The 25,596-nt window shown below is 72.5% G+C and carries 25 protein-coding genes; 17 read left to right on the plus strand and 8 right to left on the minus strand.

Annotated elements, in window-relative coordinates; all coding sequences use genetic code 11:
- Positions 1 to 139 precede the first annotated feature (139 nt).
- On the plus strand, positions 140 to 982 hold the full coding sequence (locus ACIHEI_RS12225) for a methyltransferase domain-containing protein (protein WP_396606546.1): 843 nt from the start codon (positions 140 to 142) through the stop codon (positions 980 to 982).
- Positions 983 to 1,186: 204 nt separating this feature from the next.
- On the opposite strand, the gene ACIHEI_RS12230 is transcribed toward ACIHEI_RS12225, so the two are convergent.
- Positions 1,187 to 2,029, minus strand: coding sequence for an NAD(P)-dependent oxidoreductase (locus ACIHEI_RS12230; RefSeq protein WP_396606752.1), 843 nt, complete (start codon positions 2,027 to 2,029; stop codon positions 1,187 to 1,189).
- A gap of 135 nt (positions 2,030 to 2,164) precedes the next feature.
- On the opposite strand from ACIHEI_RS12230, the gene ACIHEI_RS12235 reads away from it, so the two are divergent.
- A complete protein-coding gene (locus ACIHEI_RS12235; RefSeq protein ID WP_396606547.1) occupies positions 2,165 to 2,536 on the plus strand; it encodes a winged helix-turn-helix transcriptional regulator in 372 nt (123 codons plus the stop codon).
- Positions 2,537 to 2,549: 13 nt separating this feature from the next.
- Here the strand turns inward: ACIHEI_RS12235 and ACIHEI_RS12240 are convergent, their stop codons facing one another.
- Positions 2,550 to 3,323 (minus strand): IclR family transcriptional regulator, encoded by a 774-nt coding sequence (locus ACIHEI_RS12240; RefSeq protein ID WP_396606548.1) that lies wholly within the window; start codon positions 3,321 to 3,323, stop codon positions 2,550 to 2,552.
- A gap of 363 nt (positions 3,324 to 3,686) precedes the next feature.
- On the opposite strand from ACIHEI_RS12240, the gene ACIHEI_RS12245 reads away from it, so the two are divergent.
- From ACIHEI_RS12245 to ACIHEI_RS12270, 6 genes are all read left to right on the plus strand, one after another.
- Entirely contained in the window at positions 3,687 to 4,712 is a 1,026-nt protein-coding gene (locus ACIHEI_RS12245; RefSeq protein WP_396606549.1) for an ABC transporter substrate-binding protein, read from the plus strand.
- A gap of 88 nt (positions 4,713 to 4,800) precedes the next feature.
- Positions 4,801 to 5,877 (plus strand): ABC transporter substrate-binding protein, encoded by a 1,077-nt coding sequence (locus tag ACIHEI_RS12250; protein WP_396606550.1) that lies wholly within the window; start codon positions 4,801 to 4,803, stop codon positions 5,875 to 5,877.
- Positions 5,874 to 6,731 (plus strand): ABC transporter permease, encoded by an 858-nt coding sequence (locus ACIHEI_RS12255; RefSeq protein ID WP_396606551.1) that lies wholly within the window; start codon positions 5,874 to 5,876, stop codon positions 6,729 to 6,731. Before ACIHEI_RS12250 ends, ACIHEI_RS12255 begins: the two co-directional genes overlap by 4 nt.
- The gene (locus tag ACIHEI_RS12260) at positions 6,728 to 7,459 is read left to right on the plus strand and encodes an ABC transporter ATP-binding protein (protein WP_396606552.1); all 732 of its coding nucleotides are present in this window, start codon (positions 6,728 to 6,730) and stop codon (positions 7,457 to 7,459) included. Before ACIHEI_RS12255 ends, ACIHEI_RS12260 begins: the two co-directional genes overlap by 4 nt.
- A 34-nt stretch (positions 7,460 to 7,493) precedes the next feature.
- Entirely contained in the window at positions 7,494 to 8,447 is a 954-nt protein-coding gene (locus ACIHEI_RS12265; protein ID WP_396606553.1) for an ABC transporter substrate-binding protein, read from the plus strand.
- Between the two features lie 5 nt (positions 8,448 to 8,452).
- A complete protein-coding gene (locus ACIHEI_RS12270) occupies positions 8,453 to 9,520 on the plus strand; it encodes an LLM class flavin-dependent oxidoreductase (protein WP_396606554.1) in 1,068 nt (355 codons plus the stop codon).
- A 49-nt stretch (positions 9,521 to 9,569) separates the two neighbouring features.
- On the opposite strand, the gene ACIHEI_RS12275 is transcribed toward ACIHEI_RS12270, so the two are convergent.
- Entirely contained in the window at positions 9,570 to 10,559 is a 990-nt protein-coding gene (locus ACIHEI_RS12275; protein ID WP_396606555.1) for an aldo/keto reductase, read from the minus strand.
- Between the two features lie 126 nt (positions 10,560 to 10,685).
- Between ACIHEI_RS12275 and ACIHEI_RS12280 the strand changes: the two genes are divergently transcribed.
- On the plus strand, positions 10,686 to 11,126 hold the full coding sequence (locus tag ACIHEI_RS12280; RefSeq protein ID WP_396606556.1) for a group III truncated hemoglobin: 441 nt from the start codon (positions 10,686 to 10,688) through the stop codon (positions 11,124 to 11,126).
- 106 nt (positions 11,127 to 11,232) lie between these two features.
- On the opposite strand, the gene ACIHEI_RS12285 is transcribed toward ACIHEI_RS12280, so the two are convergent.
- Entirely contained in the window at positions 11,233 to 11,424 is a 192-nt protein-coding gene (locus tag ACIHEI_RS12285) for a hypothetical protein (RefSeq protein WP_387859649.1), read from the minus strand.
- A gap of 372 nt (positions 11,425 to 11,796) precedes the next feature.
- Here ACIHEI_RS12285 and ACIHEI_RS12290 point away from each other — a divergent pair, with 372 nt between their 5' ends.
- The 4 genes from ACIHEI_RS12290 (at position 11,797) to ACIHEI_RS12305 (ending at position 18,543) form a co-directional block, all read left to right on the plus strand.
- A complete protein-coding gene (locus ACIHEI_RS12290) occupies positions 11,797 to 15,102 on the plus strand; it encodes a BTAD domain-containing putative transcriptional regulator (protein WP_396606557.1) in 3,306 nt (1,101 codons plus the stop codon).
- 128 nt (positions 15,103 to 15,230) lie between these two features.
- Positions 15,231 to 17,366, plus strand: a complete 2,136-nt coding sequence (locus ACIHEI_RS12295; RefSeq protein ID WP_396606558.1) for an MMPL family transporter — start codon at positions 15,231 to 15,233, stop codon at positions 17,364 to 17,366.
- Between the two features lie 83 nt (positions 17,367 to 17,449).
- A complete protein-coding gene (locus ACIHEI_RS12300) occupies positions 17,450 to 17,800 on the plus strand; it encodes a DUF488 domain-containing protein (RefSeq protein WP_396606559.1) in 351 nt (116 codons plus the stop codon).
- Positions 17,801 to 17,892: 92 nt separating this feature from the next.
- Positions 17,893 to 18,543, plus strand: a complete 651-nt coding sequence (locus tag ACIHEI_RS12305; RefSeq protein WP_396606560.1) for a tetratricopeptide repeat protein — start codon at positions 17,893 to 17,895, stop codon at positions 18,541 to 18,543.
- A gap of 201 nt (positions 18,544 to 18,744) precedes the next feature.
- Here ACIHEI_RS12305 and ACIHEI_RS12310 read toward each other — a convergent pair whose 3' ends face one another.
- Positions 18,745 to 19,137, minus strand: a complete 393-nt coding sequence (locus tag ACIHEI_RS12310) for a contact-dependent growth inhibition system immunity protein (protein ID WP_396606561.1) — start codon at positions 19,135 to 19,137, stop codon at positions 18,745 to 18,747.
- Between the two features lie 247 nt (positions 19,138 to 19,384).
- Between ACIHEI_RS12310 and ACIHEI_RS12315 the strand changes: the two genes are divergently transcribed.
- Positions 19,385 to 19,963: a hypothetical protein gene (locus ACIHEI_RS12315; protein ID WP_396606562.1), complete on the plus strand. Its 579-nt coding sequence runs from the start codon at positions 19,385 to 19,387 to the stop codon at positions 19,961 to 19,963.
- Between the two features lie 161 nt (positions 19,964 to 20,124).
- Positions 20,125 to 20,988 carry a universal stress protein gene (locus tag ACIHEI_RS12320; protein WP_396606563.1) on the plus strand — a complete coding sequence of 288 codons (864 nt, stop codon included), beginning with the start codon at positions 20,125 to 20,127 and terminating at the stop codon, positions 20,986 to 20,988.
- Between the two features lie 112 nt (positions 20,989 to 21,100).
- Here the strand turns inward: ACIHEI_RS12320 and ACIHEI_RS12325 are convergent, their stop codons facing one another.
- Positions 21,101 to 21,511 (minus strand): hypothetical protein, encoded by a 411-nt coding sequence (locus ACIHEI_RS12325; RefSeq protein ID WP_396606564.1) that lies wholly within the window; start codon positions 21,509 to 21,511, stop codon positions 21,101 to 21,103.
- 405 nt (positions 21,512 to 21,916) lie between these two features.
- Here ACIHEI_RS12325 and ACIHEI_RS12330 point away from each other — a divergent pair, with 405 nt between their 5' ends.
- On the plus strand, positions 21,917 to 23,104 hold the full coding sequence (locus ACIHEI_RS12330; RefSeq protein WP_387859664.1) for an alpha/beta hydrolase: 1,188 nt from the start codon (positions 21,917 to 21,919) through the stop codon (positions 23,102 to 23,104).
- A gap of 24 nt (positions 23,105 to 23,128) precedes the next feature.
- On the opposite strand, the gene ACIHEI_RS12335 is transcribed toward ACIHEI_RS12330, so the two are convergent.
- Together ACIHEI_RS12335 and ACIHEI_RS12340 are read right to left on the minus strand one after the other, a co-directional pair.
- Positions 23,129 to 23,455, minus strand: coding sequence for a MoaF-related domain-containing protein (locus ACIHEI_RS12335; RefSeq protein ID WP_387634685.1), 327 nt, complete (start codon positions 23,453 to 23,455; stop codon positions 23,129 to 23,131).
- Positions 23,456 to 23,600: 145 nt separating this feature from the next.
- Positions 23,601 to 23,996, minus strand: a complete 396-nt coding sequence (locus ACIHEI_RS12340; RefSeq protein WP_387634683.1) for a ribonuclease domain-containing protein — start codon at positions 23,994 to 23,996, stop codon at positions 23,601 to 23,603.
- 294 nt (positions 23,997 to 24,290) lie between these two features.
- Here ACIHEI_RS12340 and ACIHEI_RS12345 point away from each other — a divergent pair, with 294 nt between their 5' ends.
- Complete coding sequence (locus ACIHEI_RS12345; RefSeq protein WP_396606565.1) at positions 24,291 to 25,553, plus strand: esterase/lipase family protein; 1,263 nt, start codon at positions 24,291 to 24,293, stop codon at positions 25,551 to 25,553.
- The last annotated feature ends 43 nt before the right edge of the window (positions 25,554 to 25,596 follow it).

Here is a 25,596-nt window from a genome sequence, read left to right on the forward strand (position 1 = left end):
ACCGTCCCGGGCGAGGCGAGCAGCCGTTCGGGATGGCGTCCGGTTCGTGACGGTCTGTCAGGCGAGCGTGTTCGGAGTGTGAGGCATCCCTCTCCTGTCGTCGTGGCGCCGGTGGCCCGGGAAGGTTGACCATGGAGGCATGACCTCTTCGCATGACGGTGACCGACCGGATCCGACCGACGGCGCTCCCGCCCGTGGGTACCTGCTGGACAACGCGCGGGCGGAGGCGGGTGAGCGATTCGTTTGGCTGGCCGAGCTGTTCGACGGTGTGACGCGTGGGCACTTCGGGCGGCTGGGGATCGGGGCCGGGTCGCGTTGCTGGGAGGTGGGGGCGGGTGGCCCGGGTATTCCGGAGGCGCTTGCGGCGGCTGTCGGGCCGACCGGGTACGTGCTGGCCACGGACATCGACCCGTCGTGGCTGAAGGACGGCGAGGGGTACGAGGTGCGTCGGCACGACGTCGTCGCCGATCCGGCGCCGGAGCCGGGGACGTTCGACCTGGTGCACGCCCGGCTCGTGCTGGTCCATCTGCCGGACCGGGCCCGGGCGTTGGCCACGATGGTGGCGGCGCTGCGGCCCGGTGGCTGGCTGCTGATCGAGGATGCCGACACGGCCCTTCAGCCGCTGGCGTGCCTGGACGACAGCGGTCCTGCGCAGCGGCGGGCCAACCGGCTGCGCGGCGGGGTCCGGGAGTTGCTGTCGGGTCGCGGTGCGGACCTGAGCTTCGGGCGGACGCTGCCGCGGATACTGCGTGAGGCCGGGTTGGTGGACGTGGCCGCTGCGGGCACGTTCCCGGTCGGCGGGCCGGCCTGCAACCGGCTGGAGGCGGCGACCATTCGGCACGTGCGCGGCGAACTGCTCGCGGCCCGCCTGGCGGACAACGCGGAGATCGACGCACACCTGGCTTCCATCGAAGCGGGCGAACTCGACCTGACGTTGGCGCCGTTGATCTCGGCCTGGGGGCGCCGTCCGGTCGAGGGCTGAGGACTCTGCGTCGGCCGGGAAGGCCAGTCAGGTCGGTTAGGTCGGCCAGGTCGGCGGGGGGAGGGGCACTTCCCGCAGGCCCGCCAGGACCCAGTGCACCATGCGGCCATGCTGGTGGGGCCCCGTCGCGCGTCATGAGTACGGCTACTTGCCGCGGATTCGATCCGGGCCGGGCGCGAACACGCGCCCGGCCGACGGGAGTTGTCAGTGCGGTGCGCGGATGGCGTCGATGATGCGGGTCCAGTTGTCGCTGCCGTGGCCGTTGTCGATCGCGTGCCGGTAGTGGGCCTGGACGGCCAGCGGGAGGGCGAGGTCGAGACCGAGGGAGGTGCTGGTCTCGACGATGTGGTCGGCGGTGGCGCCCATCATGGTGACGGTGCTGAGGTGGCCGGGGTGTTCGCCCGCGTCGAGGGCCGTGCCGGGGGTCGCTTCGACGGCCCGCAGGATGGCGCCGGTCTGGTCGGCGGAGGCGAGCAGTTCGGGCAGCGCCTCGGCGGCCTTCATGCCGGCCGTGCCGAGCATCGCGGTGGCGTGCATCAGAGCGGACAAGGTGCCGAGGAACACGGCGAGTTGGGCCTGGTACATCATCTGGGCGAGGCCCGGGTCGGTGCCGAGGTACCTGGGTGTTCCGAGCAGTTCCAGCACGGCCGTGTGGCGTTCCATGAGCTGCGGGTCGCCGCTGTAGTAGACGTGGGCCGCCGGTGTGCCGACCATCGGCGCCGGGACCATGACGCCGCCGGTGAGGAAGTTCGCGCCGTGCTCGGCCGCCCAGGTGGCCGCCTCGCGGGAGCGGTCGGGGGTGTCGGAGCTGAGGTTGACCAGGGTGCGGCCGGCGAGCGCGGGGGTGGCGTCGTCGAGGATGTCGTGCATCGCCCGGTAATCGGTGAGGCTGAGGACGGTGAGGCCGCTCGCCTGCACCGCTTCGGCGGGCGTCGCGGCGAGAGTGGCCCCGGCGGCGATCAGGTCGGCGGCGCGGGCGGGGGTGCGGTTCCAGACCGTGACGGGGTGGCCGGCGGCGAGGAGGGTGCGGGTCATGGCCTGGCCCATCGGGCCGAGTCCGATCACGGTGACTGCGCTGAGCTTCTGGTGTTCGTTCACCCCTCCATGCTCGGAGAGCGCCGCTACTCTCGGAAGTACCCACTATTTTCTGCGGTACTTACCTTTTAGTAAGGGGAGTTGGCGATGGCCAAGGCGCCACGACGGGGCCCGTACATCTGTGGCATCGACGCCGCGCTCGACGTGGTGAGCGGCAAGTGGAAGGGCCTCATCCTCTGGGAGCTGGACACCCACGGAGTGCGCCGCTTCGCCGAACTCCGGCGCGCGCTACCGGGGGTGAGCGAGAAGATGCTGACGCAGCACCTGCGCGAACTGGAGGAGGACGGGCTGGTCCATCGCGAGGTGTACGCCCAGGTGCCGCCCCGGGTGGAGTACTCGCTGACCGAGGACGGACGCACCCTCAACCGCGCGCTCGGGCCGCTCGGCGCGTGGGGGACGGAGCGGGTGCGCCGTGAAGGCCTCGGGACGGTCGAGGTTCCGGCGCCCGGTCAGCAGTGAGGCCCGCGGCCGGTCAGCGTTCGTCCGGGGGGAGGAGGAGGACGGCGAGGGCCCGGGCGCAGGTGTGGGCCTGGGCGAGGGTGTGGGGGAGGGTATCGAGGGTGAGGTGGGCGGGGGTGGAGCGGAGGGCGAGGGCGAAGCGGGCTGTGGCGGTGGCGTCGAGGACGGGGACGGCGAGGGTGCGGATGCCGGGGGCGGATTCGCCGTCGTTGAGGGCGTAGCCGCGTTCGCGGGTGAGGGCGAGTTCGGCGTCGAGGGCGGCGGGGTCGGTGAGGGTGCGGTCGGTGTAGGCGGGGAGCGGTCCTGGCAGCGGGCTCTCGGTGGGGGAGGGCCAGGCGAGCAGCACCTTGCCGAGGGCGGTGGAGTGCAGCGGGCGGCGCAGGCCGAGGCCGGTGGAGGGCAGGACGGAGCCGCCGACCAGGATGACGGCGTGCAGGCCGGAGCGGATGGCGAGGTCGGCGGTGGTGCCGGTGCGGCGGGCGAGCTGGTCGAGTTCGGGGCCGGCCAGGTGCAAGCCGCGCTGGTGGAAGGTGAGTTGGCCGAGTTCGGCGACGGCCGGGCCGAGCCGGTAGCGGGCGGTGCGCTCGTCCTGGTCGAGGAAGCCGGTGACGACCAGGGTGCGGGCCAGGCGGTGCGCGGTGGAGACGGACAGGCCCATCCGGCGGGCGAGTTCGGAGGCGCTGAGGTCGGGGCCGTTGTCGTGGAAGCAGTGCAGCAGCCCGAGTGCTCGGTGCACTGCCTGGGCGCCGGCCGGTGGTGACTGGAGGGTTCCGGGGCTGGCGGGCATCGCGCACCTCTTCGGGAGTGGCTCATATGGGGTCAACTGCGGTGGGATTTCCAGGATATGGGTGTGATCGCGAACAGAGCATGTCGGCGGTGTTGCGGCAGCGCACCCTCGCGTGAACGGATGATCCCATCATTTGGCAAGGCTTGATCCGGGACCTGACCCCGTGGAACGCTCGACGCATCGGTGAACATCGGTAGCCACCGGCCCGGTGGGCCGGTCCGACAGGAAGGAGCGCACCGTGGGTACAGACCGGCTGCGCTCCCGCTGTTGTCGCTGAGCGTCCTCCTCAACTCCCTTTTCCCGTCGTGCTGTTCCCACTGTGTGGGATGCCTGTGCGTTCTCTTAGATTTCCGGAGCCCCGCCATGAGCCCCGTACCCGCCGTTTCCGGCACGCCCCCGTACCCAGACACCCTGTGGTTCACCCGCTGCCCGGTGCCCACCGCCACCGGCATCGCCGCCGACCGCGGCTGGCTGGCCGAGGAGTTCGCGGCCGACGGCATCGAGGTGCGTTCCCTGCAGGACGCGCCGCCCGAGGTCGCCGCCGACCACCACTACACGCACGCGCTGACCGCGCTGTTCCGCGAGGGTGGCAACGTGCCTGCGCTGTGGGCCCGTTCGCGTGGTGAGCGGACCCGGCTGATCGGCCTCACCTGGATCGAGGAGCGTCAGGCGATCCTGGTTCGGGAGAGCGGTGGGATTCGCTCGGCCGAGCAGCTGCGGGGCGCCCGGCTCGCGGTGCCCCGGCACTCGATCGGCATCGACTTCTGGCGGGCGATGGCCCTGGCCGGCCACCACGGCGCCCTGACGTCGGCGCAACTCGGCTGGGAAGACGTCGAGTTGACGGAGGTGGCGGCGGAGCCCGGCGGTGAGCAGTGGGCGGCCGAGCTGGCGGCGCTGCGGGACGGCCGGGTGGACGCGGTGTACGTGAAGGGCGCGCTCGCCGTGGAAGCCGCCCGCCGGTACGGCGCGGTGCCCGCCGTGGAGCTGGACGCCTTCGCCGACCGCCGCAACCGGGTCAACAACGGCACCCCGCGGCCGATCACCGTGCACCAGCAACTCCTGGACGAGCACCCCGAGTTGGTGGCCCGGTTCGTCGCCGTCCTGCTGCGCGCCGCCGACTGGGCGGCCGGGCAGCCGGACGAGGTGGCGCGCATCCTCGGGGCGGAGACCGGCGCGGGCCCGGAGGGCGTCGCCGGGGCTTACGCCGGGGGCGGACACCGCACGCTGCACCTGGACCTGTCCGCCGAGCGCCTCGACCTGCTCGCCCAGCAGGAGCGGTTCCTGCACGCCCACGGCTTCCTCGCCGACCGGGTGGACGTCCACGCCTGGGCCGACCCCGCCCCGCTGGCCGCCGCCCGCGCCCTGCTCGCCACAGACGCCCGCTCCTGAAGCCCGAAGCCCGAAGCCCGTTCCTGAAGCCCTCGTTCGCCGAAGTCCGACCTTCCCCGACTCACCTGTGATCCAAGAGGAGAGACCCATGCGCAGCACCATTTCGCGCACCCCCGTCGCCGTCGCCGTCACCGCAGCTGCCGCCCTCGCCCTGACCGCCTGCGGCTCGTCCGGGTCGGAGGCGGGCAGGAGCGCCGGCGGCAAGGGCGGCGAGGTGGTGCTCCGGGTGCCCGACCCCGGGAACTCCGGGTTCCTGGCGAAGGGGAAGAAGGACGGGTCGCTGGACCGGGCGCTGGAGGCCGTGCACGCCAGGGTGGTGTGGACGGGCAGTGCCGGGCCGTTCGCGCCGGCCGCGCAGGCGCTGAACGCGGACCAACTGGACGTCGCCCAGGGCTCGATCACCTCCGCGATCACGGCGCTCGCCCAGAAGCCCGGCTTCAAGCTGTTCGCGCAGCTCGAGCCCGACCAGGCCGGCGAAGGCATCCTGGTGAAGAACGGCTCGCCGATCAAGGAGGTCAAGGACCTGATCGGCAAGAAGGTCGCGGTCTCCCAGGGCGGCACCTCCGAGTACCTGCTGCTGAAGGCGTTGGAGAAGAACAACATCCCGGCCGACCAGGTGCAGCGGGTCTACCTGCGCGCCGACCAGACCTCCGGCGTCTTCAACTCCGGCCAGGTGGACGCCTGGGCGACCTGGGGGACGTTCTCCATCCCGGCGATCGCCAACACGGGTGCGCACTTCCTGGTGGACGGCAAGGCCGTCGGCAGTGACAACTATGCGGTGTGGGCGGCCCGTTCGGGCTTCGCCGAGCAGCACCCCGAGGTGCTGAAGGCGTTCTACGGCTACCTGCACGAGAACGGCGCGAAGGAGAAGGCCGACCCCGCCGCCTACCTGAACGTGTTCACCGACGCGGGCCCGACCGCCGTCAGCCCGGCCGAGCAGCAGGTCGCCGTCGAGTTCGGCAAGCAGCGCGCCGTGGACTCGCCGATCACCGAGGCGGACATCGCCCGGTTCGGTGTGGTCGCCGCGTTCTACGCCGACCAGGGCGTCACCAAGTCGAAGGTGGACGTCAAGCCCTACCTGATCGACATCAACTCCCTTGGCGGAGCGGCTTCCGGCGCGGCTTCCGGCGTGGCTTCCGGAGAAGCTTCCGGAGCGGCGAAGTGACCGCCGCCGCCGTCACCGCCGAGCAGGCGCGGGCCGCCGGGCTGGAAGCCCCGCGCGCCCGGACCACCGCCGACCGCCCGCGCGGCGTCTCGCTCGCCCTGCGCACCCTCGGCCCGCTCGCGTTGCTGGGCGCCTGGCAGGTCTCCTCCGCGACCGGCGTGCTCACCCCTGACGTGCTCGCCTCGCCCGGTCAAGTCGTCCAGGCGGTGGGCGAGTTGTGGGGCAACGGGCAGCTGACCGCCGCGCTGTCCACCTCGCTGACCAGGGCCGCGCTCGGCCTGCTGTTCGGGGCGGGCACCGGGCTGGTGCTCGGCGTGGTCACCGGATTCTTCCGGCTCGGCGAGGAGTTGCTCGACTCCGCCGTCCAAGTGCTGCGCACCGTCCCGTTCCTGGCGCTGGTGCCCCTGTTCATGGTGTGGTTCGGCATCACCGAGACCGCGAAGGTCGCGCTGATCGGCGTCGCCACCTCCTTCCCGATGTACGTCTCCACCTCCGGCGGCGTGCGCAACACCGACCGCAAACTCGTCGAGGCGATGCGCAGCTTCGGACTGTCGCGCTGGGCGATTGTCCGCGAGGTCGTTCTGCCCGGTGCGCTGCCCGCGCTGCTGTCCGGACTGCGGCTGTCGATGACGCTCAGCGTGATCGCGCTGATCGCCGCCGAGGAGATCAACTCCACTGAGGGAATAGGCTACTTGATGGCGCAGGCGCAGAACTTCTCGCGCACCGACGTGCTCGCCGTGTGCATCCTGATCTACGGCCTGCTGGGCCTGGCCGCCGACGGCGCCGTGCGCGTCCTCGAGCGGGTGCTGATGCCGTGGCGTCCGGTCAACGGGCGGGCGGGTGCCGGGCGATGACCACTCCGGCTGTTCATGTCCGGGGCCTGCGACGGGTGTTCGGCACCCGGGCCGTCCTGGACGGCATCGACCTGGACATCGCCCGCGGCGAATTCCTCGCCCTGCTCGGCGCGTCCGGCACCGGAAAGACCACGCTGCTGCGGATCCTCGGCGCACTCGACCGGGCCGACGAGGGCACCGTCCTGGTGCCGCCCGCGCGGACGGTGGTCTTCCAGGAACCGCGGCTGATTCCTTCCAAGCGCGTCCTCGGCAACGTCACCATCGGCCTGCCGCGCGGCACCGACACCCGGGAGACCGGGCAGCGGGCACTCGCCGAAGTCGGCCTCACCGGCCACGCCGACGCCTGGCCCAGCACCCTGTCCGGCGGCGAGGCGCAGCGCGCCGCGCTCGCCCGGGCCCTCGTGCGCGAACCCCAACTGCTGCTGCTGGACGAGCCGTTCGCCGCCCTGGACGCACTCACCCGGCTGCGCATGCAGGACCTGGTCGGCGACCTGTGCCGCCGACACCGCCCCGCCGTGCTGCTGGTCACCCACGACGTGGACGAGGCGATCCGCCTCGCCGACCGGGTGGCCGTGCTGCGCGACGGCGCACTCGTGCGGGACGAGACGGTCGCCGTCGAACGCCCCCGCGACCCCGCCGACCCCGCCTTCGCGACGCTGCGCCGCGACCTGCTCGCCGACCTCGGCGTGCACCAGGAAGCCAAGGCAGAAGCCCACAAGTCCGACTGACGTCTCGTCAGCCACAGAGAAAGAGCTCTCATCCATGACCGTCACCGTCGGTGTGCACCGCTCCAACCCGTCCCTCTACCACCTGGCCCGACTCGACTACCTCCAGCAGGAGTTGGCACCGCTCGGTGAGACCGCCGAGTTCCACCACTACGCCGACGGCACGAAGACCGGCGGCTACCTGGCGGACGGCACCATCGACTTCGGCGGGACGGGATCCACCCCGCCGATCACCGCGCAGGCCGCCGGGCACGACATCGTGTACACGGCGGTGTCCGCGCCCCGGCCCGACCACGGGGCGCTGCTGGTCGCCGCCGACGGCCCGATCGCCTCGGTCGCCGACCTGAAGGGCACCACCGTGGTGCTCGCCGTCGGCTCCTGGCAGACCCACCTGCTCGCCAAGGCCCTGCACCAGCACGGGCTTTCGTACCGCGACGACCTCACCGCCGAACGCCCGGCGGGTGACGAGGCCGAGCGGCTGCGCAGCGGCGCCATCGCCGGCTGGATCGCGCAGGGCGCGGAACTCGCCGCCGCCCGCCGCACCGGCGGGTTCCGCGAACTGATCCGCACCACGGACGTGATCACCGACCGCTCGGTGTTCTTCGCCCGCCGTGAACTCGCCGTCCAGCGGCCCGAAGTGGTCGCCGCGATCGTCACCGCCCTTCAGCGCGCCGACCACTGGGCCGCCGCCCACCCCGAGGAGGCGGCCGCGATCGCCGCCGCCGACCAGGGCGGTGAGACCGCCGACTGGCACACCGCGCTGAGCGCGCTGCCCTGGCAACTGGAGCCCGCCACCGCCGAGTTCGTCGCCGAGCAGCAGGAAGCCGCCGACATCTTCCACCGGGTCGGCTTCATCGACCGGCCCGTCACCGTCGCCGACATCCACCTGCCCGCCCTGGAGCAGCCGGTCGCCGACGCCATCGCCCGCGCCGCGAACTCCCGCGCCGCGAACTCCCGCGCCACGAACTCCGGCGCCACGAAGGGGAACTGACCGCCATGGCCACCGAAGTCCTGTGGTACCTGATCCCCCGCGAGGGCCACTACCCGTGGGAGCCCGAGGGCCGCCGGCCGGTCGACCTCGGCTACCTCCAGCACCTCGCCGCCACCGTCGAACGACTCGGCTACACCGGCGCGTTGCTCGCCACCGACCAGTACGACGTGTGGGCGCTCGGCTCCGCGCTCGCCGCCGCCACCGGCCCCGGCTTCCAGCCCCTACTTGCTGTTCACCCCGGGCTGATCTCGCCCACCCTGCTCGCCAAGATGGCGCTGTCCTTCGAGCACCTGCACGGCGCCGGCCGGCTGCGCTTCAACGTGGTCAACGGCTCCACCAACCAGCTGCGCGAGTACGGGCTGCACGTCGAGCACGACGACCGCTACCGGCTGTCCGCCGAGTACTGGAGCCTGGTCAAGCGCCTCACCAGCGGCGAAGTTTTCGACCACGAAGGCGAGTTCTACCAGCTGAAGAACGCCGGTGCCTCGCTGCGCGACCTGCCGCCGCTGCGCGAGGGCCACATACCGCTCTGGTTCGGCGGATCCTCCCCGGCCGGCATCGAGGTCGCCGCCGAACACGTCGACGTGTACCTCACCTGGGGCGAACCGCCGCACGTGCTCAGGGAGAAGCTCGACCTGGTCCGCGAACGCGCCGCGGCGCACGGCCGCACCCTGCGGCTCGGCCTGCGGCTGCACCTGATCGTCCGCGACACCGAGGAACAGGCCTGGGCCGCCGCCGACCGCCTGCTCGACGTCACCAGCCAGGCCACCTACGCCCGCCAACTCGGCGGCACGCAGGGCGAGGACGGCGTCGGCTGGCAGCGGCAGTTCCGCCAGCACGGCGGCCGGGTGCCCGCCCGCGCCCGCGAGCTGGAGGCCCATCCCAACCTGTGGCCCGGGATGAGCCTGTTCCGGCCGGGGCCCGGCACCGCCGTGGTCGGCTCCACCGAGCAGGTCGTTGAACGGCTCCGGGAATACCAGGAGTTGGGCGTCGACACGTTCATCCTGTCCGGCAACCCGCTGCTGGAGGAGGCCTACCGGGTCGCCGAGACCGTGCTGCCGCAGCTGCACTGACACTGCACGGGTGGGCGGCCGACTCTCCCCGGCCGCCCACCGTCAGGCCTCAGCCGATCAGCCGGTCGATCTCCGCCAGCTCCGTGGCGGTCAGCGGGCCGGCCGCCAGCGCGTCCAGGTTCTGGTCCAGCTGCCGCACGCTCGACGCGCCGACGATCACCGACACCACCCGCTCGTCCCGCAGCACCCAGGACAGCGCCAGCTGCGCCAGGCTCTGACCGCGGCCCTCCGCGACCTTCGCCAGCGCCCGCAGCTGCGCCAACTTCCCCTCCGTCAGCGCCTCGTGCTTCAGGAAGTGCCCCACCGACATCCGCGAACCCGCCGGCACCTCGCCGCTCAGGTAGCGGTCGGTCAGCAGACCCTGCGCCAGCGGCGAGTACGCGATCAGCGCCGTCTGCGTCTCGCCGACCGCGTCCAGCAGCCCCTGCTCCGGCTCGCGGTTCAGCATCGAGTAGCTGGCCTGGTTCAGCAGGCACGGCGTACCCAGCTCGCGCAGGATCGCCACCGCCTCGCGGTGCTGCTCCGCCGGGTAGTTGGAGATCGCCGCGTACAGCGCCCGGCCCGAGCGGACCGCCGTGTCCAGCGCCCCCATCGTCTCCTCCAGCGGAGTCGTCGGGTCCCAGCGGTGCGAGTAGAAGACGTCGACGTAGTCCAGGCCCATCCGCTCCAGCGACTGGTCCAGGCTCGCCAGCAGGTACTTGCGCGAGCCGCCGTCGCCGTACGGGCCCGGCCACATGTCCCAGCCCGCCTTCGACGCGATGAACATCTCGTCCCGGTACGGGCGGAAGTCCTGCGCGAACAGGTAACCGAAATTGCGCTCCGCACTGCCGTACGGCGGGCCGTAGTTGTTCGCCAGGTCGAAGTGCGTCACGCCCCGGTCGAACGCCCGGCGCAGCACCGCACGCTGCACCTCCAGGGGCTGGGAGTCACCGAAGTTGTGCCACAGACCGAGCGAGACGGCGGGCAGCTGCACGCCGCTGCGCCCGGCGCGGCGGAAAGTCATCGAGGCGTAGCGGTCGTCCGCGGCGAGATAGGTCATACCGGCATCCTGCCAGGTGAGCGCGGTGATGGGGACCAACGGCCCTCGCGTCGGGACCGGCCCCGACGTACCCTGAGCGGGCCTGACCAGCATCAGGAGGGACGCGACCAGCATGAGGAGGAAGCCGTGACGCTGCCGGACATCGCCACCCGGGCCGACCTGGAGTCCGCCCTGCGCCGCTTCTACGGTGCCGCGTTCGCCGACCCGCTGCTCGGCCCGATATTCACCGAGATCGCCCGCCTGGACCTCGAAACGCATTTGCCGCGGATCACCGATTTCTGGGAGAGCGCACTGCTGCGCACCGCCTCCTACCGGGGCAATGCGCTCGCGCCGCATGCCGCGCTGCACGCGACAAGTCCGCTCGATGCCGAACATTTCGGCCGATGGGTCCAGCTCTGGCGCGCCACCCTGGACGGCCGCCACGCCGGCCCCGTCACGGAACGCGCCAAGGCCCAGGCCCAGCGGATCGCCGTCGCGATGATGCGCCGCCTCGGCGAGGGCGACACCGGAGGCGGCAGCGGCGGCTTCGTTCCGCTGTCCGCCGTCCGCCTCGCCTCCGGGGTGTGAGCGACTTTCGGGGTGTGGGCGACCGGCTGCCGGGGAGGTGTGGTGTGCCTCCGGTGAGCAGGTCGCCGCTGGTCGATGAGCTCCGACCGGGTTACTGCTGACGGGATTACTTCTGGCCCCAGGTCACGTCCCAGTCCGGGCCGCCGTGGTTCTCGTTCGGCGTGGAGACCGAGGCGCCGGTGGCGAGGGTGGCCGGGGCGGCGTGCGAGGACGGCGCGGAAGAGATTCCGATCAGCACGGCGATACCGGCGGAAAGCAGGCCGACGAAAGCGGTACGAGCGACACGGGTGGCGTTCACGGAAATCTCTTCTCTGTGCGAAGTGCAGTGTGTGGTGAGTGAATTCCCCGGTGAATTGTGCGGGGAATTCGCTGTGTCGGATCCGGGTTTGGTCTTTCCTGCTCCCCTGCCGACGAGCACTACTTTGGCCCCCCGCCGGGGACGCAGGGAAGGGCTTGAGGGTGGACGGATCATGCAGTGGCACAAGTCGTCCACACCTCCCCCCTCCCCGCGGCACAGCCCGGCCGCTGACGGCAGGGGTAAATCCGCTGGTGGGATGGGGTGTTGCGGGCGCCGCCGGGGCTTGGAGCCGACTTGGAGACCGCGGGCGGCCGCGCTTGGAGCGCAGGTGGTGGACGGTTCCGGACAGCCATCGCATAGGCTCGGCGCACGATGGTGCGGATCACTGTGCTCGGGGCACTCACGGCGCAAGTGGCGGGGGACGCAATCCGGTTGGGCGGCCCGCGCCAGCGCGCCGTGCTCGCCCGCCTGCTGGCCGCCCGCGGCGCGCCCGTCTCCGCCGACCGGCTGATCGACGACCTGTGGGACGGTGCCCCGCCCGCCAAGGCCGCCGTCTCGCTCCAGACGTACGTCTCCAACCTGCGCCGCCTGCTGGAACCCGCGCGCGGCCCCCGGCAGGAGCCGCGACTGCTGGTCAGTGCGGAACGCGGCTACGCGGTGCGCGAAGTGCACACCGACGCCGCCGAGTTCGAGACGCTGGTGGCGGCCGGAGAGCCGCGGCGGGCACTGGAACTGTGGCAGGGCACCGCGTACGGGGAGTTCGCGGACCGGCCGTGGGCCGCCACCGAGACCGCCCGGCTGGAAGAACTCCGCACCGGCGCCCGGGAGTCCGCGACCGCACGGGCACTGGGCGAGGGCCGCCTCGCGCTGGCCGTGCAGGACGCCACCGCACTGGTCGAGGAGCACCCGCTGCGCGAGGAGGGCTGGCGCCTGCTCGCCCTCGCCCTCTGGCACGCCGGCCGCCAGGCCGAGGCCCTCACCGCCGTCCGCCGCGCCCGCACCCACCTCGCCACCGAACTCGGACTCGACCCCGGCCCGGCCCTCACCGAGCTCGAAACCGCCATCCTGCGCCAGCAGTTGGACCACCTCGCGCTGCCCGCCGGACCGGCCGAGATCGCGCTGCCCGCCGCTCCGGAGCGCACTGCACCGGAGCGCACTGCCGCGAGTCGCCCCGGCGGGGTGTTCGTCGGACGCCTGGAGGAGCTGGCCGCGCTCCGGCGGGCCGCCGAGGCCGCGCGCGGCGGGGCCGGCTTCGCGCTGGTCAGCGGCGAGGCCGGAGCCGGAAAGTCCACCCTGCTGGGCCGGCTGACGGAGGAACTCACCGGACACGGCTGGCGGGTGGTCACCGGCCGCTGCCCGGAGAGCGCCGGCGCCCCGGCCGCCTGGGCCTGGACCGAAGTACTGCGCGAACTCACCGCACAGGAACCGGACCCAGCCGCCGACCCCGAACTCGCCCCGCTGCTCGCCGATCCGGAACCCACCGCCCGTCAGGACGCGCTGTCCGGCCGGTTCCGCCTGCACCGCGCCGTCGTCGCCCGCCTGCACGCCGCCGCCCGCCGCGCCCCGCTCGCCGTCCTGCTCGACGACCTGCACGCCGCCGACCCCGAAACCCGCGAACTGCTCGGCGAACTCGCCGCTCACCACGCCCCCGGCGCCCCCGACGGCGGCCTGCTGGTGGTCGCCGCGCTGCGCCCCGGCGAGGGCGAACTCGCCGACGTACTCGCCCGGTTGGCCCGGCGCTCACCCACCCGGGTGCCACTCGGCGGCCTCGCCGAGGTTGACGCCGGACGGCTGATCGAAGCGGTCTGCGCCGCCCCCGTCCGCCCCGAAACCGTCCACGCGCTGGCCGAACGCACCGGCGGCAACCCGTTCTACCTCACCGAGAGCGCCCAACTGCTCGCCCTCGAGGACGAATCGACCGCACTGAAGCAGGTGCCGCAGGGCGTCCGGGACGTCCTGCGGCGACGCTTCGAACGGCTGCCCGCACCCGCCGTCGACCTGCTGCGGCTGGCCGCCGTCGCCGGACGGGAGAGCGACGTCGACCTGCTGGTCCGGGCCGGCGAACAGGACGAGGACACCGCCACCGAGGCCGTCGAAGCGGCCGTCGCGGGCGGACTGCTGCTCGAACCCCGGCCCGGTACCGTCCGGTTCGCCCACCTGCTGGTCCGCGACACCCTGTACGCGGACCTCGGCGGCCTGCGCCGGGCCCGCCTGCACGGCCGGATCGGACACGCCCTGCGCGAGCTGCGCCCCGGCGAACTCGCCGCCCTCGCCCACCACTTCACCCAGGCCGCGACCACCGCCACCGCCGAACTCGCCGTCGAACACTGCGTCCGCGCCGCCGAGGCCGCCGAACGCCGCTACGCCCACCGCAGCGCCGTCACCCTGCTCCGGCAGGCCGTCGACAACCTGGAGCGCGCCGCCGAACAGCCCGGCGAGGACCGGGCCGCCCGCCGCATCGACCTGCTCGGCGCACTGCTGCGCGCCCAGGTCCGGGCCGGACAGGTCACCGACGCCGGAGCGACCAAAGCGCACGCCCTGCGGCTCGCCCGCGAATCCGGCCGCGAAGACCTGCTGATCGCCGCCTGGACCGCCTGGACCGAACCCACCCCCTGGGTCACCCACCCCTACGGCACCCTCGACCAGGACGCCATCGACACCCTCGGCCGGCTGCTGCGCCGCACCGACCTGCCGCCCGCCACCCAGTGCCGGCTGCTCGACGCGCTCACCCACGAACTCGACTGCACCGGCTCGACCGCGGCCGTCGACGCAGCCACCCGCGCCGTCGCGCTGGCCCGCGCCGAAAACGACCCGCGCCTGCTGTGCCTCGCACTCGCCGCCCAGGCCCGCGCCTGCGACCACGAACTCGCCGCGGTGGACCGGCTCCACCTCGCCGAGGAGATCACCGCACTCGCCGTCGAACACGACCTGCCCGCCTACCGCTGGCACGCCGAACACCTCGCCGCCACCGCCGCCGCCGTCCGCGGCGACCTCCCCGCGCTGCGCCGCCACCTGACAGCCGGCGAGGAACTCGCCCAGCGCTACCGGCTGGTGGAACTCTCCGACGTGGTGCTGTGCCAGCGCGGCATGCTGGAACTCGCCGCCGACCGGGTCGAGGAGGCCACCGCCCTGTACGACCGGGCCATGGCGAGCCTGCGGGCCCGCAGTTCGCTGCACGCCGACGCGCTCGACGCGCTGGTGCGGATCGTGATCGCCCACCGGCAGGGCCGCCTCGCCGAGATGCTCCCGCTGATCGACCACCACCGCGCGGAGTACGGCCCGCTGGTCGCCGACGTCGCCGCGCTCGCCCTGCTCGCCGCCGGACGCCCCCGCGAGGAGGCCCGCGCGGCCCGCGCCGAGCGCCGCACCGTGCAGGCCGACTACTTCCGCTCGCTGTTCCTGGTGCTGCGGGCGGACGCCGCGATGGCCCTGGACGAGCACCGGGAGATGGCCGAACTCCTCGACGAGCTGAGGCCGTTCGCCGACCTGGTGGCCGGCGCCAGCTCCACCTCGATCGCCTCCCGCCCGGTCGCCCTCTCGCTCGGCGAACTCGCCCGCGGGCTCGGCCGCACCGCCGAGGCCGCCGAGCACTTCCGGCGCGCCGCCGAAGTCGCCCGCCGCTGGGAGTCCCCGAGTTGGGAGGCCCAGGCGCGGGAAGGGCTCAGAGCGTTGGCTTGATGACGCTTTTCGGGCACATGGAAGATCGTCCGGACGATTTCCACGTCCCTACCAAGTGCACTCCAAGACCGCACTCCCACACTGGTGTTCGTCACTGACCCGAACGCCTTACGGGAGGCACCCGCACCATGTCCACACTCCTCGGCCGCCTCGGCGGGGCAGCTGCCGCCCGGCCCTGGCGCACCGTCGCCGCCTGGCTGCTGCTGATCGCCGCGATCTTCGGCCTGGCCCGGGCGTTCGGCGGCGAACCCCACGACAGCTATCGGGTACCGGGCACCCGCTCCACCGCCGGCCTGGACCTGCTGAACGAGCGCTTCCCGGAGACCGCCGGCGCCGGCGCCCGCGTGGTGGTCCACGACCGCAACGGGAAAGCGCTTGCCGAAGACACCCTGACCGCCCTGCGCACCCGGCTGACCGCCGTACCGCACGTGATCGCGGTCACCCCGCCGATACCCTCCCGGAACGGCGACACCGCGCTGCTGACGCTCAGTTACGACGTCGAGGTCACGGCGTTCAAGGGCTCCGAAGGACTCGACGCGCTGCACGACGCCGCCCGGCCCACCACCGACGCCGGCTACCAGGTCGAGTACGGCGGACAGGTCCCCGAACACTTCTCCGCCCCCGACGGCACCGCCGAGGCGATCGGCATGACCGCCGCCCTGATCATCCTGGTGATCGCGCTCGGCACCGTGGTCTCCGCCGGACTGCCGCTGCTCGTCGCCCTCGCCGGACTCGCCGCCGGCACCGGACTGATCACCCTGATGGCCGCCGTCACCGACATCAGCAACATCGCCCCCACCGTGGCCTCCATGGTCGGCCTCGGCGTCGGCATCGACTACGCCCTGCTACTGGTCTCCCGGCACGTCGAAGGACTGCGCAACGGCCTGGACCCGCGGGCCGCCGCCACCGCCGCCAACGCCACCGCCGGCTCGTCCGTGGTGGTGGCCGGCTGCACCGTCCTGGTCTCGCTGTTCGGCCTGAAGCTGGCCGGCCTGTCCATCTACGCGTCCTTCGGCTACGCGACCTTCGCCACCGTCGGCGCCGTCATGCTCGCCTCGCTCACCCTGGTCCCCGCCCTCGCCACCCTGGCCGGCCCCCGCCTGCTGCGCCGCGCCGAGCGCCGAGCCGCCGGTGCTTCCACCGTGAAGACCGCAGGTCCCACCCGGACCGAGCGCTGGGCGCGCCTGATCGGCCGCCGACCGATCGCCGCCGCCGTGCTCTCGCTGGCCGTCCTGCTCGGCCTGGCCGCACCGATGCTCGGCATGCGCACCTGGCCGCAGGACGCGGGCAGCCAGGCCGCCGGCAACACCACCCGCAAGGCGTACGACCTGATCGCCGACGCGTACGGCCCCGGCGCCAACGGCCCGCTGCTGCTCGCGGTCGACCTCGACCGGCTGCCGAAGAGTGAACTCCCTTCGTTGGAAGCCAAGTTGGCGCGGGAGCCGGAGCTGGAGCAGGTCCAGCCCGCCCAGTTCAACCGGGCCGGGAACGCCGCCGTGATCACCGTCCAGCCGAAGACCGGCCCGCAGGACGAGGCCACCGCGAAACTGGTGAAGCGGCTGCGCGACCACGAACTGCCCGCCGGCGTCGAGGTGACGGGCGTCGTCGCCAGCTTCTCCGACATCTCCGACCGGCTCTCCGCCCGCCTCTGGGTGGTCGTCCCGTTCGTGGTCGTGCTGTCGCTGGTACTGCTCACGGCGCTGTTCCGGGCGCCGGTGATCGCGGTGAAGGCGGCCGCGATGAACCTGCTGTCGGTGGCCGCCGCGTACGGCGTCATGACGGCGGTGTTCCAGAACGATGCGACCGCCGAGCTGCTCGGGCTGCCGCACGCCGTGCCGGTGTCCAGCTGGGTGCCGATCCTGATGTTCACCGTACTGTTCGGCCTCTCCATGGACTACGAGGTCTTCCTGCTCTCCCGGGTCCGCGAGGACTGGCTGGCCACCGGCGACGCCAAGGGCAGCGTGGTGCGCGGCCTGTCCGCCACCGGGCGGGTGATCAGCAGCGCGGCCGCCATCATGGTCGCGGTGTTCACCGGCTTCGCGATCGACCCCGACATCACCGTCAAGATGATCGGCGTCGGCATGGCGGTCGCCGTCCTGATCGACGCCACCGTGGTCCGGCTGGTGCTGGTGCCCGCCACCATGACCCTGCTCGGCCGCCACAACTGGTGGCTGCCGCGCTGGCTCGACCGGCTGCTCCCGCAACTGCGCATCGAGCACGGCGACGCGCCGGCCGCCCCCGCGCAACAGCCGGTCGCCGTCTGACGTGGCAGGGCCCGCCCCCTCCGGGCGGGCCCTGCCGCGTGCTCCGTGTCGCCCACTGTTCGGCAGGTGCTTACCGTGGGTGCATGAGCGTGCGAGTGGAACGGGTGTACGAGGCGCCGGACGGCGGGGTGCGGGTCCTGGTGGACCGGCTGTGGCCGCGCGGGCTGAAGAAGGAGGACGCCCACCTGGACCGCTGGGCCAAGGAAGTCGCACCGTCGACCGAACTGCGCCACTGGTTCCACGGCCCCGACGGCGAGTACCAGGAGTTCGCCCGCCGCTACCGGGCCGAGCTCGACGCGCCGCAGGCACAGGACGAGTTGGACGATCTGCGGGAGCTGGCGGCGAAGGGCGACCTGGTGCTGCTGACGGCGGTCAAGGAGCCGTCGCACAGCCATGTGTCGGTGCTGCTGGAACGGTTGGAGCAGCCGGGGTAGCTGTTGGGTCGGCTGTACGGGCTTCCGGGACGCCCGCCGCATGCTCAAGGTGCGCTGATTAGACGGGAGTTGACGCCCGTTACGATCGCCGAATGACTGTGGACGGACGGATCGAAGAAGCAGAACTCCGCTACGAGCGGGCCGTGTTCAAGGGCGACACCAGCGCTCTCGAACCTGCCGAACGCGGGCTGGACGGGGTCGAAGCAGACCTCGCACTGGCCCGAGGGAAGATCATCCACGCCCGCTACCTGGGCGAACGCCTCGAAGACCCCCGGGAGTTGGGGCTCTTCGAACGGGCCGCCGAGCTGTACAGCCGGCTCGGCGACGAACGCGGCGAGGGCGAAGCACTGTTCTGGGTGGGCACGTTCCACCAGGTGGTACGGGACGACAACGAGACGGCGCTGCCCTCCCTCCGGCGGGCCAGGGAACTGGCCGCCCGGGCCGGCGACCGGCTGACCCTCTCGTACGTGCTGCGGCACCTCGGCATCGCCGACCACACGACCGGCCAACTCGACTCCGCCCGCGCCCACTTGGAGGAGTCCACCCGGCTGCGCCGCGAACTCGGCTTCCTGCCCGGCGTCGCCGCCAACCTGATCGGCCTCGCCTTCCTCGCCTCCCAGCAGGAACGGCGCGAGGACGCGGCGGCGCTGCTCGCCGAGGCGGCCGAACTCGCCGAGAAGAGCGAGGCGTTCGGCGTGCAGGGGTGGGTGGCGGGGGCTCGGGAGGAGCTCGGCCTGGCGTGATCGCTCTTCCGTTCGTCCCGCCGGGATGATGGGTGTTCGGCAGGGTGAACGGGCAGGAGCGGCAGGGCAGTTCAGGCTCAGATCTCGGCGGGCTTGCGGTTCGGCTCGACAGTCCGGTGCCGTACCTCGGTCCAGTCCACTGCTCGCATGTTTGGCAAGGTAGCCGATCGGCGGAGCACGAACTGCGTCAGCCCCCGGACATCACGCCAGGTGGAACCCCTCGACACTGCGCCTCAGGGCGGGCGGTACGTCGGCCAACTCCGAGACGACCGTGCGGAGTTCCTGGCCGAGCTCGGGGAAGTCGGTCCAGACTCCCGCGTCCCTGGTGAGGACGGCGGCGAGCAGATCGCCCGGATAGTAGTCGCCTTCGGCCAGCGGTTCGGCCCGAAGGACTTCCAAGGCCAGTGGGAGGAGGTGGGCAAGCCCGAGGTTCTGCCCGATCAGCATCCGCAGGTTCTCGACCGTCAGGTCGCCGATGGGCTTGCGCCGAAGCTTGCGGGCGGTCGCCACCAGTGGGGTCTCGTGGTTCGGGATCGGCCAGCGATGGCGTTCGAGTTCCTCGAGGGAGCGGTCGCGGTTCACGGGTTGAGTCACCGGCCGATCGTCCCATGAGGGGTCAACTCGCCCGTCGGGCAAGCAGAGCGGGGTGTCAGCTGCGACTGCGAGGCTGTGATCCGTGTTGATCAAGGGATATGGCCCCGGGCCGCTTGTCGCGGGTGAGGGGCTGCTCGAGCGTGCCGGGTTCTGGTCCAATCACCTGCTGGACATGGGCTGGTGCGCCTCGGGCGAGGTTCGGGCGGTGCCGGAGTGGTTCGGTGATGACGGTGCGGACGCTGACGCCGTGTCCGAAGTGCTCATGGACGAGCGGGCATGGCCGGTGCTGAGGGTTCCGTTCGGGGGCGGTCACTGTGCCGTCGTGGTGTACCGGAACCTCGTCGGTGACCGCGGGGTCGACTACTTGCTGACCCAGCCGGATTGGCCGCGGGCGGAGGAGCTGGCCGGCTACGACGGCGACTGGTCCGGTCCGGGACTGTCCTGGCGCGACGTCGTGCACATCGCCGAGACTCCCGACCCGGCCGCACCCGGTGTGCAGGACGTCGAGGCCCGACTGCTGCTCCTGCTGCCGTTGCTCGCGGAGGACGGGCTGCCGCCGGAGGCGCCGGCACGGGTGAGTGCCGCGCTCACGGCGGTTGGAGCGCCCGACGACTCGGTGCGGGAGGCGGCCGGCCAGCTTCTCCGGAACCGGCGGCCCGCGGCGCGGCGTCGTGGTGGCGCCGAGTCCCCGCTGAGCGGTGGCAGGCACCACAGCGGGCAGGGCGCGGACGAGTCGGCGGCGGTGCTGTGGGCGCTCAAGCTCACCCGCGCCCAGGACGATGCGCTCGCCGATGCGCTGGGAAGCAGGCCGTTGCGGGAGTCCTGAGCGGTGGCGGGGCCAAGGCGGAAAACGATTTCCGTACATCCGAATGCAACGGCCGGGCCCCCAGTGGGAAAGCGTTTTCCGGGGCCCCCGCCGTCCCTGCTTGGCCGGTGGTGCGGGGCGGCGCATGCTGGAAGGAGCGAGCCTGGTCCGAGGAGTGTGTGATGGAGATCAGGGGACCCAGTGGGGTGATTGCCGGGGTTGACGGTTCGGCGCCTTCGAACGAGGCTGCCGAGTGGGCGGCCCGGGAGGCCGAGCGGCGGGGGGAGAGTCTTCACCTGGTGCATGCCGTCAATACGGGGACCGTCACGCTCTCGCCGCGTACCGGGACGACCGTCACGGATCTGATCCTGCGCGAGGCGGAGGAGCTGCTGGAGTCCGTCCGGATGGGGCTGGAGGCCGCGCACCCGGGGTTGAGGATCACCGGTGACGTTGTTCCGCGCGATGCGGCGGAGGCGGTGCTGACGGCCGCCGAGCACGCCGGTCTGGCGGTGTTGGGGACGCGTGGGCACGGCGGGTTCGCGTCGTTGCTGCTGGGGTCGGTCAGTCTGCGGGTGGCCGCGCACGCGGCGTGTCCGGTGGTGGTGGTGCGCGGGGCGGAGTATCCCGACGGGCCGGTGCTGGTGGCCGTGCACGACGAACGGGACGCGGCCGCGTTGCGGTTCGGGTGCGAGACGGCTGCCCGGCGGGGGTCGGTGGTGCGGGCCTTGCACACCTGGTCGCCGGTGGTCGCGGACGTCGGGCGGATGGCGCCGATGGTGGACGAGCTGGGGGAGGAGAACCAGCTGCACGAGCAACTGCTGGTGCGCACCTGCAATCCGGTGCGGGAGGAGTTCCCGGCCGTCGAGATGCAGTCGCAGCAACTGACCGGCAACACCGCCGCGACCGTGGTCGAGGAGTCGCGCGCCGCCTCGCTGGTGGTGCTCTCGCGGCATCAGCCGGCGCCGCGCTTCGGTCTGCGGCTGGCGACGCCCGTGCATGCCGTCCTGCATCACGCGCAGTGTCCGGTGGCGGTTGTGCCGGTATGAATCCGGCATGAATCCGGTATGAACAAGCCTTATTGGTAGGGGAGTTGAGGGGTGGGAGTCCGCCCGGCGGATGGCCGGGCGGACGGGTGCGGGCGGGGCCTCAGGCCGGGCGTCAGTTCGGGTCGGTGAGTGGCCCCGCCAGGCGGCGGAAGGCGGTTTCGGCGAGGTCGGCGGCGCCGGACGGGTCGGTGTCGCCCGCGGCCCAGGCCTCGACGGCGACCCGCATCGCGGCGTTGGCGGCGGCGGCCAGCAGGCGGGCGGCCAGGCTGTCGGGGGAGAGGTCGGTGCGGGCGGCCAGGCTGTCGGGGGAGAGGTCGGTGCGGGCGGCCAGGCTGTCGGGGGAGAGGTCGGTGCGGGGCGGCCAGGACGGGGCGCGGGGCGGTTCGGCGTCGTGCTGGGTGCGGTGCCAGACGTCGCGGAGGGCAGGGTCGTCGGGCATGGCGCGGAGCAGGCCCCTGGTCCAGGCGAGGGATTCGGCGGGGCGGCCGGGGGCGGGGTCGAGTGCGCCGCGGGCGGATTCCACCAGGGCAGGCAGCAGCGGGGTGCCGGGGTGCGGTGGTGGCGAGCAGCTCGATCCACTGGCGGGAGCCGTCGGCGAGCAGCGGGGCGGCGGCGTCCTCCTTGGTGCGGAAGCGGTTGACAGTGACACCCACGCCTGACGCCGGTCAACTGCCGGCTCCCCTCGTCACACCCGTCGCATTCGCCACGCCCGTCCCGTCCGTTCCGCCGTCCCGTCCGTTCCGCCGTCCCGTCCGTTCCGCCGTCCCGCTCGATCGTGCGCGGGCGGTGGGACGGAACCGTTCGGGTGGCCGCCGGCGTCCCCGGTGCAGCGTGCATACTTAGCCGGCACGTTCGGCACGGCCGCGCCGAGTCCGTCTGCCACTGGCTCGTGGGCGCGCGGCGAGGGGAAGACACGGGGATCACGGCCATGGGGCTGACCAGCACCACACTGCTGCTGTTCACGATCGAGATCGCGCTGATGGTGCTCGGCGCCACCGTCTGGTGGTGGCCCGCAGTCGCGAACCGCCACTGGCGTGCCGTCCTCGGCCGGATCGGCATGCTGTTCGGAAGCCAGCTCGCGCTGCTCGCCGTGATCGGCCTGCTGGTGAACAACTACTTCTCGTTCTACAGCAGTTGGAACGACCTGCTGGGCACCGGCAAGGACGGCCCGGTGTCCGTGAAGGCCGCCGCCGCGCCCGTCGCGCCCGTCGGGGCCACGGCCGCCCCCAGCTCCAGCCCGAGCGCGGAGCCCGAGCCCACCAACCTGCCCGTGCTGCCCGCCCAGGAAACCGGCAAGGAACCCGTCAACACCACGCTCGGACGCGACCCGCAGAAGGTCGGCGAGATCCGCTCCGTGCGCATCCCCGGCGCGCGCACCGGCCTGAGCACCGACGGATACGTCTACCTGCCCCCGCAGTACTTCCAGCCCGGCAACGAGCAGAAGAAGTTCCCGGCCGTCATCGCGATGACCGGCTTCCCCGGCGACGCCAAGGCACTGATCACCCGCTTCAACTACCCCGGCGTCGCGCTCGACGAGATGCGGGCCGGCCGGATGCAGCCCACCGTCCTGATCCTGATGCGGCCCTCGCCCGCGATGCCCGCCGACCCCGAATGCGAGAACGTCCCCGGCGGGCCGCAGGCCGAGACCTACTTCGCCAAGGACGTCCCGCGCGCGATCTCCGCCACCTACCGGACCTCCACCGGCCCCGCCGCCTGGGGCATCATGGGCAACTCCACCGGCGGTTACTGCGCCGCGAAGGTCGCCATGCGGCACCCCGAGGTGTTCGCCGGCGGCGTCTCCATCTCCGGCTACCTGAAGGCCGCCGAGGACGTCACCACCGGCGACCTGTTCAAGGGCAGCCAGCAGCGCCGCGACGAGGCCGACCTGCTGTGGCGCCTCCAGCACCTGCCGATGCCCGCCACCGCGATCATGCTCAGCGGCGCCGAGAAGGGCGACGGCGACTTCCGCAAGGACGCCGACGCCTTCACCGCGGCTGCCAAGCCGCCGATGACCACCGGCGTCGCGTCCGTCCCCGAGGGCGGCCACAACTTCGCCACCTGGATCAAGCTGCTCCCCTCCGGATTCCAGTTCCTGTCCGCGCACCTGAAGGCGTGAGGGAAGCCGGCGGGGGGACGCGGATCAGGCCGGGGTGAGGGTACCGGTGTGGAGTTCGCCGACCCGGCCGGTCTCGCCCTCCCAGGTCCAGAAGACCTTGACGGTGAGGGCGTTGAGGTCCATGACGTGGCTGACCGTGATGCCGCTGCGCTCGGTCCAGGAGACGAACCAGATGCCCGGGGCGATTGCGGCGGCGTGCAGCGCGACGTCCTCGTACTGGCCGGCGGACTCGCCGAGGCCCTCCCAGCGCAGCCGGGTGCCGTCCGCGGAGTAGGAGTTGCGGAAGGCCGCGCCGTTGTCGACCTCGAAAAGGTAGGTGCGGCCGGCGAAGCCCGGCAGAGCGGCGGTCATGTGTGGGCGGTCCTTCGGCGATCGGTGCGGTGGGCGGGTGCGGCCGGTGCAACTGGCGTGGCCGGTGTTGCCGGTGCAGCCAGTGCGACCGGTGTGGCCGTACCCGCCCCAACCTATCGGACCCGACTCGGAACCGGGGGCCCGATCAGCAGGCGAAGTCGACGCGGCGGAACGTCACGTAGTGGTCGGCCGTGTAGTAGTCCTCGTGGAAGACCTTGCCGGTGATGATGCGTCGGGTGCCACGGGTCGGGCTGCCCGGGGTGATGACCGTGTACTCGTGGTAGTAGCCGAGCGACTGGGCGGGCAGCACACCCTCGCGGTTCTGGAAGGTGACGCCGTCCTGGGAGTACGGGAACGGCCCGCCGGCGTCGATCAGGCGGATGGTGTCACGGCCCTGGCTGGGCAGCGCCGAGTAGCAGATGTTCCCGCTGACGGCCGCGTGCGCCTCGGTGGTGGCCACGGCGGTGGGGGCGAGGGTCAGCAGGCCGAGGGCGGCGACCGAGACGGCCCGGATCTTCAACGCGCGGAGAGTCATTCGCATGCCCGCAGTGTGACGCCACGTCAGCCGCCCCCGTAACCCTTGTCGCGAACACTTCACCAACGGGTCGTGGCCGGGAAACCCGGCCGTCGTGCGGAGTACCGACACCGATTCGCGGTGCGGGGGCATCCGGCTTGTGGTGCGCCGACACCACCCGGCTCCGCACCTTGTGGTCCTGACACATGGGTGGCCGCGACCGTCGCCCCTAATGTGACCTGACCCACAGTCGGGCCGCCGACCGTCCCACCCCCACGTGGTCGACGGTCGGCGGCCACCCATCAGTTGAAGGAGGACCAGGTGCGTCACCCGCTCAGGTCCGTGTTCACCGCCCTGTTGGCCGGCGCGCTGCTCGCGCTCGGCCTCACCCCCACCCAGGCCGCCGCGGCCACCGCCGTCCCCTCCTACCTCACCAAGGAAGCCGTGTTCGCCTCGCCGGGCAACGGCTGGGCGCAGGTCGAGCGCTACCTGGACGGCACCTCCGGGTTCACGCAGGAGCAGTACCCGTCCGACGGGCGTGGCGACCAGGACGGCACGCGGGTCACGTACTTCGGCGGCGTGAAGCGCCCGTTCTCCGGCCGGTTCCTGCTGTACAGCGCGCAGGGCTGGAACACCGCCGCCGGGACGCCCGTCCTCCTGGTGCACGGCGCCAACGACAACGCCGACCGGGCCTGGGCGAACCCCGGCGAGACCGGCAACTGCGGGGCGTCCAGCTGCCCCAGCACCGGCATGGCGCAGGCGCTGGCCGCATCCGGCCACCGGGTGTTCGCGATCGGATTCGCGCACAAGCAGGGCGACAACCTGATGCAGGCCCAGGCCGTCGGCGACGCCATCGCCGTCATCAAGGCCCGCACCGGCGCGGCCCAGGTCGACGTGGTGGCGTGGAGCAAGGGCGAGGTCGCGGCGCGCTCCTACGTCTCGTCCGTGAAGCCGAGTTGGGGACGCGCCTACGCCGGCGACGTCCGCAAGCTCGTCACCCTCGGCGGCCCCAACGGCGGCCTCGACTACACCTACGCGCACGGCTGGGCCTTCTCCCTGGCCACCTGGCCCGCCTGCGGCGGCACCGCCAACGCCCCGTCCCCCCACCTGTACATGACCTGCTACGGCACCTACACCTCGCAGCCCTGCCTCGGCGTACTCCCCACCGGCGGCTACGACTGCTTCCCCGGCCAGCGCCAACTGCTCGCCCGCTGGGACGGCCCCTACGGTGTCGACAGCACCATGCAGGACTGGTGGACCACCTACTACGGCGGCCAGGGCTTCTACACCTCCGGCCAGGGCATCCAGGCCGCGATCGACGCCGGCTCCCTGATCAAGCCCCTCCAGCAGGCGGGCGTTCCGCTCGGTATTCCCACCTACCTGCTGGCCGGCGGCTCGGCCGACATCCCCGGCATCCTGAACGAGGGCCGCGGCCCGAGCGACGGCCTGGTCTTCACCGCCAGCGCGCTGGACACCACCGGCATCGCGAAGGTCGGCGGCACCGCGCTGCTCAGCGGGCTGAACCACATGGAACTGGCCTGGGGGAACGCGGCGGTGAGCCAGGTGACGGCCTGGCTGGCGTAGCGGTGCCGTGCTGGGAGGTGACTGCGGCCAGGTAGGTTCTGGC

This window comes from Kitasatospora sp. NPDC051984 (assembly GCF_044593455.1).
Taxonomy (GTDB): Bacteria; Actinomycetota; Actinomycetes; order Streptomycetales; family Streptomycetaceae; genus Kitasatospora.